We start from the raw sequence: 12,595 nt of genomic DNA, 5'->3' as shown, positions 1-12,595 counted from the left end.
GTCCTGGTCAAGGGGGGAATGGAGATGCTCGCGAAGTCTTCTCTTCAACTTCCATATATGCGGTCATCTTTACTCGGTTCGCGGCAAATCGACGTGCATCATTTCGTTTGGTACGACAACCATGAACCAAGGACCCCGCTCTGCAAACGATCCCGGTGCATGTGGCCGTTGAGACACTACGCAGTGTGAGGAACGACCTGCTACCGCGCCGTGTGCTGGTCTACGACCAAAGGGTCGTGTTGCGCGCATTGTGTATCCACGAATCGCATGCGAGCACAAAGCCGAGGGCAACACTGATGGGCGCCGTGACAAACACCCATATCGGCATCTGCAGGTATCTTTTGGAGCAGAGTCCTATCCAGAGCAGCGCGGGCCATTGCGAGAGGGCGGCGAGATCGAGATGTCCCAAGCAGGCTTCCGCAAGGCCGTACATGGGTAGCCATGTGAACGCATACGTGAGCCAAGCCCAGATGAGACACGAAAGCAGGGGGTGGCCGACGGTGTAACACCAGTTTTTCTGGAAGCCGCGCCACGCCCGAGACCAGGACGTGTACATGGTGCAGGAGGCGATATCGGCCCCATCGAGAAAGGCTCCGTTCATTCCCATCCCGGCTGCTTTCCGCGCGAGCGCGAGATCCTCGGCGATGGCGCTGCGTACAGCCGCGTGGCCGCCAAGGGTCTGATAGGCCGAGCGCTGGAAGGCGAGCACCTGGCCGATGGCAATCGGGAGGGCTTTCCGGCGCCATCGGCCGAGAAACAAGGGAACGTGGGCCATCAAGCTCCAAGGGAGCAAATACACAAGCAAGGCGGCCAGGCCGTGTGCTTCTTGGCGCGGCAGGACGGAGAGAAGTTGGATGTCTCGCGCAAGCATGGTGGATCGAATGTTCTCGACTGCGCCTGCTTCGAGACGCGTGTCCGCGTCGATGAAAATGAGGATCTCGGCATCTCCGGCGTGATCCGCCAGTTGAGCGCATGCCCAGTTTTTGCCCCGCCATCCCTGCGGCCTTGGGGCTCCGCGAAGAAGGGTCAGGTTCTGATTCGCTTCGGCCTTCGTCTCGTTCAACACGCGCCACGTGTCGTCCGTGGATTCATCGTCCAACGCGATGATGCGAACCGATGAATCGGTACTCGTACAAATGGCCTCGAGGCACCGCCGAATCTGATGAGCTTCATTCCGCGCCGGAATCAGGAGGGCGACGCGGGCAAGGTTTTCCGCCCGTCCACTCGTGAAGGTTTCCGCCTTGGGCCCGACGTGTTCCCTGTCCCGGTTCAAACGGGGCCACAGGAGGCGGTTCAACAGCGCAATGAGGCAAATCAGGCCATCGTAGCATAGCATCAGTCCGTGCATGTGTTCACACCTCCTCCCGCCGAACGTTTCGAACTCGGTATCCCCACCACACAAGCGGCGCTGTCAACAACCAGAACAAGCGTGCGGGCCAAAGCGAGTGAACCTGCCACACCGGCCAGAGGACCTCGGGCAAGACCGTGATGCCCATCAACAGCACCGCCGCTCCGAATGCGACGGTGCGGGCGCGATCCCGGCGCCGGATGGCAAGACCGCACGCGAAGCCGCAGCCGAGGAGTCCCGCCGCCAGAGGGCCCAGGAAGCCAGCGACTGACCCAATCCAGCTCGCCAGGCCAATGCCGCCGCGGCCGCGCAGGAACGGACTGAAGCGATGACCGTACACCGGGAGGGCGGCGGCAAGCGCGGCGAGGGGCCAATTGGTCGGAATGTGACGAAGAGCGAAATACCCGGGCACAAATCCCTTCGCGACGTCCAACACGAGCACGGCGGCTCCGAGCCAAAAACCGGCCGCTCGAAACGCGTTGGCGGCTCCCGGATTGCCGTCTCCAAACGACCGCGGATCTCGACCCATTGCGCGCGTGAGCCAGACGGCAAACGGGCAAGCCCCGACGATGAACGCGGCCGCGAGCCCAAGCGTCCATCCCATCCATGCATTCATGTGCCTACCTCCCTGCCCGCCTATCTCGGAGCCACCGCTCACTCCTTCTCGACGCGATCACGGCGAGCGATGTCGCGACAATCAGGCTGGAACCCGAGAAGAAGAGGATTTCTTCGATGGGGACGTCGCCCAGTCTGAGGTCCGTGATGCGCTCGGGATGAAAGAACCAAATGCCGCTATGGATGGCAATGCCGTCGCAGATGGACAGGTACAACGCCGGTGCAACCGTTGAGATGGCAACAGGACCCGCCTGTGCTGCAATTCCGTCGAACCCGTAAGAGGACTGGACTGCGAGCGGCAGCAAAATCCACGGCACAAGCATCGCCAGATACGTGAGGTGCGTCCAGCGATTCAGGAGAACGTAAACGGATCCCAGCATGACGAACCCAAGGCCCATCCACAACGCGATGACCGGCAGATATGCCAGCTGCCTTGTGGGCGTCTGCCTCCTCGCCCATGCGGTGCGGGGGAGGAGGGCCGTCGCCAGGTCAAAGCATTGGGCGACGAGCGCGGATTGCAGAAGGTAGAAGAGAATCTCCTCCCAAGGAACGCCGTCGAGCGTCAGCCCCCACACGCGTTGCCGGGCATACGCCCAGACGCCGAGATGAATGAGCGCCCCGTCCCAGGGCGTCGTGTACAGGAGAATCACCACAGACAAGATAGCGAAATACCCTGTCATGCGACTTGGGGACCGGCGTACGACGCGAGCGAGCCAACCTTCGCGGCCAACGCGCCGAAGTGCAGTGCGCGCAACCCACAGCGCGGCGTTGGCGGCGACGATAAATCGAAGGAGAAAGCCGAGATAGGTCATCGGCGTCTCACCGCGATCACGGTCGGACGGTGTTCCAGCGCGGCGCGCATGGCGATGCGCGGCGGGCGTGACGTGGGTTGAAGGCTCACGTGTTGCAGGAGCCGGGCCAAAATCCATTTGACCTCTAAGCGCGCAAAGGTCGCTCCAGGACAATATCGCGGACCCGCCCCAAACGGCAGGTAGGTGTAGGCGCCCGGGGCCAAGCCGCTCAGCCACCGCTCGGGGACGAAGGTGTCCGCGTCCGGCCAGAGCTCCTGGTGGCGATGAAGGAGAAAGTAGCTCACCATGACGCGATCGCCAGATTCCACCTCGGAGCGCAATCCGGAATGGATGGGGGGATAGAGGCGCAGCGTCTCCTTCACGACGGCATCCAGAAGGGGCAGCCGGTCGAGCACGCGGACTTCCGGCCGCTCGCGCCCCGTGGCGCCGTGAATCTCTCCCCAGAGCGCATCCTGGAGGTCGGGACGATGCGCGAGCAGGATGAGGAGCGAGGACAGAAGCGACGTGGCGGTGTCGTGCCCCGCAACCAAAAGCGTCATGAGCTGATCCACGGCGAACGACATCTCCTCGTCTCCGTACGCCCGCGCGAGGGCGTGAATGGGCGCGTTGCTCGGTGAGATCATCGCCTTTTCGTACAGCGTCGAAAGGCGAAGGCGCATCCGGTGATACGCCTTGGGCAACCGGGGCGTTTTGCCGAGCAACAGCCACCATCCGGGGCCGATGTAGTGAACGAGATGGCTGAGATCGGACAGGTACGCGCGCTCTTCCTCGGGCGTCAAGCGATGGTGAAAGTACACGGACTCCAGCGCGCGCCACGTCATGCGCCTCGGCATGTCGGGCAGGGATATCGTGCCCTGGCCGAGGGCGCGCTGAAGCGCCTCGTCGAGCGCGGGCAGCGCGTCCCGGAGGCGCGACTCGAGGACGCCGCGCGTGCTGGACCTGACGATCACGTCCTTCGCAGCACCATGCCTTGGGCCATCGATCACAAGCAGTCCTTGGCCAAAGAGGGCGGTGACGGGATCGCGTGCCAGACGAGACGAGTAAGCGTCGGCCTGTTCGTACAGGATGCGTTTGACCGATGCCGGTCCTGCTGCGACGCGCATGCGCAGTCTCGGAGCTGCAAGCTCGAACTCATCCGACGCAAAGGTTCGGTGCAGCGAAAGCAAACCCATGAGTGGACTGCCTGGAGGCACGAGCATGTTTCGAAGCGCTTGCCAACCCTCCTCGGGTTTTACATTGCGCGTCGAAGGTATGCCTCGATGGATGTCTTCACGCACGCCCCTCCACCTCCCCCATGTCGCGCACGACGAGTTTCTCCGCGATTTTGGCCGACAGCAGGACCCCTGGGATCCCGGCGCCCGGATGGGTCCCTGCGCCCACGAGGTACAGCCCGCGAATGAAGGGGCTTTTGTTGTGCGGGCGAAACCATGCCGACTGGGTCAGGCGCGGTTCGAGCGAGAAGCCCGTGCCGAGATAGGTGTTGAGAGCGTTGGCGAAGTATAGCGGGTCAATCCTGTGCCGCACCTCGATGAAGCGCCGAAATCCCGGCCAGAATCGCGCTTCGATGAACGACAGCACGCGCTCTTCCAGTCGCCCCAGCTCCTCGTCCCACGCGATGGTGGAGGCGAGATTGGGCACGGGGACGAGTACGTACATGGCGGTTTTGCCCGGAGGCGCTGCGGACGGATCGGTCCGAGTCGGCACGTGCAGGTAGAGGGAAAAGTCGTCCGCGATGACCTTCCGCTCAAAAATGTCGCGGATGAGGTCCTCGTAGCGCGGACCAAACACGATGTTGTGGTGCGCCAAGGTGTCGGGAACATCTGGCGTTGCGAGGCCGTAATACCACACGACAAGCGACATGCTGTACCGCGCTCGCGTCAGCCCGCGCCGCACGGACGAGGGGACTTCTTGAACGAGGTGGAGGTAGGTGGTGGCGGCATCGGCGTTCGACACGACCGCGTCCGCCGCGACGCGCTCTCCCCCTGCGATCACGCCCTCGACTCGCCCATTGGAGACGAGGACGCGATCCACGGATGTGCCTAGGTGAAGTCTGCCGCCGAGATGAGAGAAAAGCGCCACGAGCGCCTCCACGAGGGAGCGCATGCCGCCGCGGGGGTACCAAACGCCCCAACGCTGCTCGATGAGATGGATCATGGCGTAGATGGCAGACGCCTTCAGGGGATTCCCCCCGATAAAGAGCGGGTGAAACGTGAAGCACTGGCGAAGAAAGGGGTGCTGAATGTACCTGCCGACGAAACGATACACGGACTCGTACGCGCGAAGCCTCACGAGATCCGGGGCGACGCGCGCCATGTCCGTGGCGCGGAGAAAGGGTTCAGCGCCGAGCTCGACAAAGCCCTTCTGAAGCAAGGGTTCGGCGGCTCGGAGGAATTGCAGGTATCCGGGCGCATCCGGGGCGTGGATGGCCTCCATTTGCGGCATGACGAACGCCGGATCGCCGTTGTAGGTGAGGGCGTTCCCGCCCTGGCCAAATAGCTTGTAGAACGGATCGACGGGAAGAAGCTCAACCGCGCGGTCAAAGCGCTGGCCTGCGAGTTCAAACAGCTCTTCAAACAGAAAGGGCGCGGTCACGACGGTGGGCCCGCCATCGAACTGGTAGCCGCCCATCTGAAACGTGCGCGCTCGGCCGCCGGGTTCGGGGAGCCGTTCGAACAAGTCCACCTGAAACCCACGCGCCTGCAGTCGCACGGCAGCCGCCAGGCCGCCGCAACCCGAACCGATGACCGTGATGCGCTTTCCAGTCATGGCGCACCTCCTTGTTGCGAGTGAATGCTGTGGAACGACGCATCCGTGGCGCGCGCGCGAGCCCTCACACTCCATCCGAAGGCGGCGGGCAACCCTTGGGAGCACGCGATGCGGAGTTTCCTGAGGAGCGGTACGTGCGCTCGCCGGGTGAACACGTCTCCGCCGTGGCGTTCGATATCGCGCAAGATGGCCCGGTACCACACGGCGGCCAAGGCGACTGGCACGCGCGCGGCGGGCGCAAGATGGCGAATGCCAGGGATGGCGTACTCGTAGAGCTGGCGCGCCAGCGCGATGTAGTGTTGAAGGAGTTGCTGCCAACCCTCGTGAAGGCGGCCGCACGCGAGATGGTCGGCCGTGACGCCAAACCGCTGCAGATCTTCGACGGGGAGATAGATGCGGCCCCGCGAGAGATCTTCCGCCACATCCCGCAGGATGTTGGTCAACTGCATCGCCATCCCCAGCGCGATGGCGCGCGCGAAGACGTCCTCGAGAGAACTCGTTCGCCGATAGCCGACGATGACCGTCGTGATGAGGCCGACCGTGGACGCGACACCGTAGGCGTACCCAAGGAGGTCCTCCAGCGTGGGGACCACGGAGCGCTGTGTATCTGCCAAAAGCGTCTCGACAAGCGACTCGCTCCACCGGCGCGGAATACGCATGGCATCGCCGATGGCGAGCCAACTGGCCAGGATGGGGTCTGGTGCGGGCGCGCCGCCGCGAATGGCCGCGAGATAGGCTTCCAGGCGTCGCTTACCCTCTTCACCGAGGTGATCGGCGAAGTCGTCGGCGGATCGGCAGAAGGCGTAAAGGGCTTCCACCGCCTTGCGCGAGCGCCTGGGAAGGCACCGCGCGGCAAGACTGAACGTCTTGCTGTGTTGGCGGATGATATGTCCGACGCGGGGTAAATCCCCTAGGCGCGTCCGGATTGTCGCGGGGGAAGCAGACAGCTCATGGGCGGCGCGGCGCCCCTCTTCCACCACAAAGCGAAGGACCCGTTCATCCAACTGCGTTCACCTCCGCCGCTGCACGAGGCGATGGATGGTTGCCAGCATCTCCGGCTTCCAAGCGTCGACGAAGGGCACGCGCTCCATGCGGTTCTGAAGCTCGGCGCGCACCCGTTCCTCGATGGCGATGGCCTCGCGCAGAATCGAATCGGTGATGAGCCGCGCGCGCAGGTGCGGCAACATCTCCTGATTGTCGCGCAGGCACCGCCACATCTCGGCAAATTCGCGATCGCGACTGAGCCCGAGCACGACCGGAAGCGTCTTCTTTCGGCGAAGGGCGTCCTGCGCGGTTGGTTTTCCCAGATCCTCCTCACGGCCGAACAGATCATGGAAGTCATCGAGGATCTGAAAGAGCACCCCGAGCTTCCTCCCGGCGTTTCGCAGGTCGTCACGCACGGACGGAGGCTGCCCGGCCAAAATGGCGGCAACCTCGAGCGCCGCGCCGAAGAGGGCGCCCGTCTTCAACTCCGCCATGGCCAGATACTGTTCGATGGAGACGTTTTCAACTTGTTCGAAGGCGAGATCGAGCTCCTGTCCCGCGGACAGCGCGATGCACGCGTCCGTCATGGCCTGATAGGTCTCGACGACCCATCGGGCGTCGAAGTGGTCGGCGAGATCGCCCATGACGCGAAACGCAAGGGCGAAGAGCGCGTCGCCCGCGTTCAGGGCGCGATCCACCCCCCACACGGCCCACAGGCTTGCCCGCCCGCGCCGGAGAGGCGACCGATCTTCGATGTCGTCGTGGATCAGCGAAAATCCGTGCACGTATTCAATCGCGACGGCGGCAGGCAGGGCCGCTCGCCAGTCTCCGCCGAGCGCGGCGTGCGCCGTGAGGAGAAGCAGCGGCCGAACCCGCTTGCTGTGCCCGAGGGGCCGAGCGGACGGGATTGCGTGCACCCCCAGGTGATAGCGAATCATGGCTTCGATCTCGCCCTGCGACTCCGAGATGGACGCGGTCGCCCTGGCCAAGTGTTCCTCGATGGACTGAAGCATGTCGCGAGCCGTGGTCGTGATGGGCATGGCGATTCCCCCGTTTCGAACTTGAGCGCGTCAACCCCCAAGACGGATGAGGCGGAGCACTTCCTCGCGCTCGTGTGGATGGTGCAGGTAACGGCCTCGGGTCGCCACGGTGGTTGTGCGGCTCCCCGGTTTGCGAATGCCGCGCATGCTCATGCACAGATGTTCGGCATCCACAACCACCAGAACGCCTTCGGCCTCGAGTGCCTCCACCAGCGCGTCTGCGATCTCGTTCGTCATGCGCTCTTGGACCTGCGGCTTCTTCGCCACGACGTCGACGAGCCGCGCCAGCTTGGACAGGCCCGTCACCACATGGTTGTGCGGGAGGTAGGCGATGTGCGCGATTCCGAAGAACGGGAGCAGGTGGTGTTCGCACATCGAATAGAAGGGGATGTCCCGCACCAGCACAACCTCGCCGTGTTCAACGTGAAAGCGAGCGGACAACTCGTCCCGAGGGTCTTGATGCAATCCCGAAAAGATTTCTTGGTACATTCGGGCGACACGCGCGGGCGTGTCGACGAGGCCCTCTCGATCCGGCGCCTCTCCAATCGCTTCGAGAATCATCCGAACTGCCTGTTCAATCCGTGCGGTATCGACGGATTTCGCCTGATGCTGAAGCTGCACCTGCCTTGCATTGACGTGAAACGTCGCCATAGGTCTTCCTCCTCGCTGGGGTATGAAAGGCCCGTGTCCCATCTTCCGCGCTTGACGATCGCGTCCTCAGCGCCTGACGAGCGAATTGGCTGATTCGTCCACCTTGTACGCCCGTTGACCGATGCGCGGATCAATGGAGCGCGCGGCAAAAAAGCCGCTCAAGGCTGCGGACAGCATACCGGGGCCTGGGAACACCGTGTCTCCCGCCAAGTACCAGCGCGGCCAGGGCGTCTTCGGCCCTCTCGGCCGGCTGATGGCGTTGGCAACGGTGAGCGGAACGCCGCCAACCCAGGCCTTGTTCAGATAGCGCGCGTACGTGAGCGGCGTGCCCATCGAGCATGTGACCAATTGCTCCGAAAAGTGGGGCAGACGCCGGTCGATACGCTCGAACATGTCTTGCAAATACCGCTGCTTGCGCTCGTGATACATCGCCTTCGGGAGGTTCAGCCAGTCATGAGGGCGGGTATGGGCACTGACCGTGACGCGGATGGCGTGATCGCCAGTAGGTGCGCCAGAGTCGCCTTCCGCTGCCTCTTCCGGATGAAACGTGATGTAAAGGGGACCACATGGCCCTTCGTGAGGGGCGTCCACACCAGCGTCGTCCGCGATTTGAATGGCGAAAGGTGCACGGAGGTCATCCCAGTGAAACCACGCTTCTTGAACGTCCTGTCGACTCATCAGCGCGTCGACCCGTACCGCGCCCCACTGGGCTCCGCTCACCTGCGATGCTGAGGTGTCCCCACTCACGGGTTCGTCGGTCTGCGCCGTCACGCGCGTTCCCGTCGCGTTGACAACGGCGTCGACACACAATTCGTGCCCACGATTCGTCCTCAGGCACCATTGTTTCGACGCGTGGGAATAGGTGGCGTCCACCACAGTGTTCGAAAACAGCACATGGACACCCAGCGTGCGCGCCCGATCCGCCATGGCCGCCGCCAAGGCCGGCACGCCGCCCTGAGGAAGCCACACGCCGTATCGGTAGATATCCAGCGCGAGACACGACGGAAGCCATGCGGCCCACTCACTCGTGGTCTGAACCGCGTCGAACAGCTGCGCATCGATGAAGAGGCGAAACGGGCCATAGTCGTCGAGATGGAACTCTCGCAGTGCGTCGGCAACGGTCGCTCGCAGGCGTTGGACACCGAAGCCGAGCATAAGTTTGTTCGCGGCCATCGTGGCCAAAATGTGCAGGAAGTCTTCCCGAGCCTGAACGGGCAGTGCCGCTCGGGCCTTCGCAAACAGATAGGCAGCTTGCGCGGTCTTCTCCACGGCGCGCCAGAAGCGGACCACCTGGGAGGCGCGTTCGGGGAAAGAAGTCTTCAGCGCTGCCAACCATTCCGCTCTGGACGCGACTACCGGAACGTTCCGATCCGGCAATCGGACGTCCATCACGTGGTTCACGGAGTAGAGCGGAAGGTGCACGCCCACCTCTTGCAGGATGGACGCAAACAGACCTCCGGGTTCAAGCCCGAATGTCAGCGTGGCGCCGGTCGGATACACCCTACCGCGCTTTGTGTAGAAGCCGGCCGTCCCGCCCGGGTATTTCGCTCGTTCGAGGAGAAAGACTTCGTGGCCGCGCTGAGCCAGATAAAGGGACGCAGTGAGGCCACCCATGCCTGCGCCTACAACTGCCACGGAGCGTATCGGACGAGAGCGCATCAAACACCCTCCCGTCGCGACAAGCGCAGACTGGGATGCGAGGTTGTCCTATGGAGGATTCGATGCCGGTTTTGCATGCACGTTCCACCTTCACGTGAGCACCGTGCCGATGCTCGGGGAACGGAGCATGGGGCTCCGGCCAGTGGGAGATGAACATTTTACCTGCCGTCTGTAGATTCGCACAGTTGTATGGGAAAGTCAAGTGCAATTCGATGGGGAACAATGGGCCAACGAGTTCATGATGAAGCTTGAGCGTGGCGAGCGACGTAGGTCAGAATTCCATGAGGCGCGTATCGAAACAGTGCTGCATTGCATGCGTCAAACAGTTATGATGATTCAAGCGAAAGGTCAGCGACGTCCGACAAGTCCGAACGCGTGAAAGCGCGGAACTGCTCCGCCCCAGAATGGAGGGTTTTTCATGCCCACCCGAGTCGCGGCTTTGTATGACATCCACGGGAACCTGGCTGCCTTGGACGCGGTGTTGCAAGAGGTCGAGCGTGCCGGCGCAGACGCGTTGGTGTTTGGGGGCGATCTCGCCTTTGGCCCGCAGCCCCGGCAGGTGCTGGAGCGGGTGATGGCGCTCGACGGCCCCGTTTCTTTCGTCCGCGGCAACACCGACCGGGAGGTCGCCGAGCGCCACGGCGTGGAGCAAGGCGTGCGGGGCTGGATTGCGGAAGTGAACGCCTGGTGTCATGACCAGCTCACGCCGGATCAACGCGCGTTCTTGCTCAGTCAGAAGGCTCACGTGACGCTTCATGTGGAGGGGCTCGGCGACGTGCTCTTCGTCCACGGATCGCCGAGAAGTGACGAGGAGGCCATTCGGCGGGACACGCCAGAAGCGGAGATCCTGCCCATGGTGGCCCATGTGCGCGAGCCCATCATCGTCTGTGGGCACACGCACATCCAGTTTGACCGGATGGTGGCGGGCAAGCGCATCGTGAACGCGGGCAGCGTCGGCCTTCCGAGCGCAGCGCGGGGCGCGTGCTGGGCGCTCATCGGCACCGAGATCGAACTCCGAGAGACGCTGTACGACTTCGAGCGTGCCGCAGCGGAGATCCGGAAGTCGGGCGCTCCCAAGGCGGGGGAGTTTGCGGATCACATGTTGAATCCGCCCGTCGCGGAGCCTTAATCTTTGTGCCCGCCGATGGCGCGGCCTTGAGCTTTGTCCTGCCACGGGGCGACCGAGGTTTTGCAGACCTCGGCCCCGTGATGCCAGGTGCCGCGCGTCGCTCATCTGCTTGCACCGCTCGGGTCATCCTTTGCCCTCACGCGCGAAGCTTCTCGACGAGTTCTCGCCAGCCCGCGTAACGCCGCTCCAGATCCGCGTGGGCAACCGCCTTCGCCTGCGGCCCCGGCATCACAGCGAGCGGCGGCAGGTCCACGCCTACGCGCCGCCCTGCCATCATCGCTGCGCCGTAGGCGGCGCCGTCCGCGTCTGCCTGCATCCAAACGGGCACGGGCATAAGCGCTGCGGCTGACTCGGCAATCCAGGGCTGTTCAAACAGCCTGCCCGCGAGCACCACGCCGCGCGCCCCCTCGGTGAGGCTCAGCATCTCCTCGACGAGCCAGCGCATGTGAAAGAGGACCCCTTCCACCGCCGCGCGCACCATGTGGGCTGGGCCGTGGTGCAGGCGCAGGCCCACCCATGCGGCGGATATGCGCTCGTCCCAAAATGGCGCGCGCTCGCCCGCAACATACGGCAGCGCGAGGAGATGGTCCACCTGAACGTCGCCTGCCGCCACGAGCAACTGCTCAATCTCCCCCGGGCGGCCCAACAGCGTCTGCACGAGCCAGTCGATGGCAATGCCGCCTGCATTGCTCGGCGCGCCGAGCACGTATTCGCCCTCGCCGAGGGCATAGCAGAACGTGCGCAGGCTGGCGTTCGTCACCGGCCTGCGGCTTGCGGCGCGCACGGCGAGGCTCGTGCCGACGGTCGCCACGAGCATCTCGCGCTCCTTGGCGCCCGCTGCCAAGGTGGCCAACACGCCGTCCGATCCGCCGACGACCGCCTGTGCGCCCTCTGCGAGCGGCAGGCGGGGGGCAAGGCGGCAGGACGCAAGCGGCTGGCTCCAGTCGGAGGGCACCACGCGGCTCAGTTGGTCGGCGTGGACGCCCGCGAACTCGAGTGCATCCGGATCCCACTCGAGCCTCTGCACGTCGAACAAGCCCGTGGCCGAGGCGATGGCCGGATCGCACACCCACTCGCCAAACAGGCGGTGCCACACGTACTCCTTGAGGGAGACGAAGCGCCGGGCTCTTGCAAACACGTCCGGCATCTCCCGGCGCAGCCACGCCAGTTTGCAAACCGGCGCCATGGCGTGAATCGGCGTGCCCGTGCGCGCGTACAGATTTGGGCCGTCCGGCGACACCCAGAGCGCTTGCGCCACCTCGGCGGGCCGCGCGTCCATCCACGTCATGGCCGGCATCAGCGGCTCGTCGCGAGGGTCCAGCGCCACAAGGCTGTGCATGGCAGCCGACATGCCGAGCGCCACAATGCGGCGACCTTGCTGCGCGATCTCGGCGGCCAGATGGCCCAACACCGCCATCGCCGCATCCGCCACGTCGTCCGGGTTCTGCACCGCGCGCCCGTCCGGGCCGGTCTCCGTCTTCACCACAGCTGAACGGCTGGCGAGAAGCTCGCCAGCCGGTGTATACGCGACCGCTTTGATGGACGTGGTACCCAAATCCAAGCCCACGATACAGATCTCTCGATTCACCGC

At 64.0% G+C, this 12,595-nt stretch carries 11 protein-coding genes; 1 reads left to right on the top strand and 10 read right to left on the bottom strand.

The features are described from left to right. Positions 1-220: 220 nt before the first annotated feature. The 9 genes from AC27E8_RS10365 to AC27E8_RS10325 all read right to left on the bottom strand — a co-directional run bounded on the left by AC27E8_RS10365 (position 221) and on the right by AC27E8_RS10325 (position 9,875). Positions 221-1,348, bottom strand: coding sequence for a glycosyltransferase family 2 protein (locus AC27E8_RS10365; RefSeq protein WP_487099064.1), 1,128 nt, complete (start codon positions 1,346-1,348; stop codon positions 221-223). Positions 1,349-1,352: 4 nt separating this feature from the next. Next, positions 1,353-1,964 (bottom strand): glycerol-3-phosphate acyltransferase, encoded by a 612-nt coding sequence (locus AC27E8_RS10360; protein WP_487099065.1) that lies wholly within the window; start codon positions 1,962-1,964, stop codon positions 1,353-1,355. Positions 1,965-1,968: 4 nt separating this feature from the next. Next, positions 1,969-2,775: a lycopene cyclase domain-containing protein gene (locus AC27E8_RS10355; RefSeq protein ID WP_487099066.1), complete on the bottom strand. Its 807-nt coding sequence runs from the start codon at positions 2,773-2,775 to the stop codon at positions 1,969-1,971. Further along, positions 2,772-4,052, bottom strand: a complete 1,281-nt coding sequence (locus tag AC27E8_RS10350; RefSeq protein ID WP_487099067.1) for a cytochrome P450 — start codon at positions 4,050-4,052, stop codon at positions 2,772-2,774. Before AC27E8_RS10350 ends, AC27E8_RS10355 begins: the two co-directional genes overlap by 4 nt. Continuing rightward, on the bottom strand, positions 4,045-5,541 hold the full coding sequence (gene crtI / locus AC27E8_RS10345) for a phytoene desaturase family protein (RefSeq protein ID WP_487099068.1): 1,497 nt from the start codon (positions 5,539-5,541) through the stop codon (positions 4,045-4,047). Before crtI ends, AC27E8_RS10350 begins: the two co-directional genes overlap by 8 nt. Next, the gene (locus AC27E8_RS10340; protein WP_487099069.1) at positions 5,538-6,545 is read right to left on the bottom strand and encodes a phytoene/squalene synthase family protein; all 1,008 of its coding nucleotides are present in this window, start codon (positions 6,543-6,545) and stop codon (positions 5,538-5,540) included. Before AC27E8_RS10340 ends, crtI begins: the two co-directional genes overlap by 4 nt. A gap of 6 nt (positions 6,546-6,551) precedes the next feature. Beyond that, positions 6,552-7,565, bottom strand: coding sequence for a polyprenyl synthetase family protein (locus AC27E8_RS10335; protein WP_487099070.1), 1,014 nt, complete (start codon positions 7,563-7,565; stop codon positions 6,552-6,554). A 30-nt stretch (positions 7,566-7,595) separates the two neighbouring features. Further along, on the bottom strand, positions 7,596-8,216 hold the full coding sequence (gene folE / locus AC27E8_RS10330) for a GTP cyclohydrolase I FolE (protein ID WP_014465842.1): 621 nt from the start codon (positions 8,214-8,216) through the stop codon (positions 7,596-7,598). A 66-nt stretch (positions 8,217-8,282) separates the two neighbouring features. Further along, positions 8,283-9,875, bottom strand: a complete 1,593-nt coding sequence (locus tag AC27E8_RS10325; RefSeq protein ID WP_487099071.1) for a phytoene desaturase family protein — start codon at positions 9,873-9,875, stop codon at positions 8,283-8,285. Between the two features lie 418 nt (positions 9,876-10,293). Between AC27E8_RS10325 and AC27E8_RS10320 the strand changes: the two genes are divergently transcribed. Then, the gene (locus AC27E8_RS10320) at positions 10,294-11,004 is read left to right on the top strand and encodes a metallophosphoesterase family protein (protein ID WP_487099072.1); all 711 of its coding nucleotides are present in this window, start codon (positions 10,294-10,296) and stop codon (positions 11,002-11,004) included. A 136-nt stretch (positions 11,005-11,140) separates the two neighbouring features. Here the strand turns inward: AC27E8_RS10320 and AC27E8_RS10315 are convergent, their stop codons facing one another. After that, the gene (locus tag AC27E8_RS10315; RefSeq protein ID WP_487099073.1) at positions 11,141-12,592 is read right to left on the bottom strand and encodes a gluconokinase; all 1,452 of its coding nucleotides are present in this window, start codon (positions 12,590-12,592) and stop codon (positions 11,141-11,143) included. Positions 12,593-12,595 lie beyond the last annotated feature (3 nt).

Source organism: Alicyclobacillus sp. CIJ1, from assembly GCF_057538885.1.
The sequence above is the reverse complement of the archived record's forward strand: the minus strand, read 5'-3'. Positions and strand labels throughout refer to the sequence as shown.

What these genes read in the sequence shown, in the direction of transcription:
- AC27E8_RS10355 (WP_487099066.1), bottom strand. Translation starts at nt 2,775, where the DNA reads ATGACCTATCTCGGCTTTCTCCTTCGATTTATCGTCGCCGCCAACGCC.
- AC27E8_RS10365 (WP_487099064.1), bottom strand. Translation starts at nt 1,348, where the DNA reads ATGCACGGACTGATGCTATGCTACGATGGCCTGATTTGCCTCATTGCG.
- AC27E8_RS10335 (WP_487099070.1), bottom strand. Translation starts at nt 7,565, where the DNA reads ATGCCCATCACGACCACGGCTCGCGACATGCTTCAGTCCATCGAGGAA.
- AC27E8_RS10320 (WP_487099072.1), top strand. Translation starts at nt 10,294, where the DNA reads ATGCCCACCCGAGTCGCGGCTTTGTATGACATCCACGGGAACCTGGCT.
- AC27E8_RS10325 (WP_487099071.1), bottom strand. Translation starts at nt 9,875, where the DNA reads ATGCGCTCTCGTCCGATACGCTCCGTGGCAGTTGTAGGCGCAGGCATG.
- AC27E8_RS10360 (WP_487099065.1), bottom strand. Translation starts at nt 1,964, where the DNA reads ATGAATGCATGGATGGGATGGACGCTTGGGCTCGCGGCCGCGTTCATC.
- folE (WP_014465842.1), bottom strand. Translation starts at nt 8,216, where the DNA reads ATGGCGACGTTTCACGTCAATGCAAGGCAGGTGCAGCTTCAGCATCAG.
- crtI (WP_487099068.1), bottom strand. Translation starts at nt 5,541, where the DNA reads ATGACTGGAAAGCGCATCACGGTCATCGGTTCGGGTTGCGGCGGCCTG.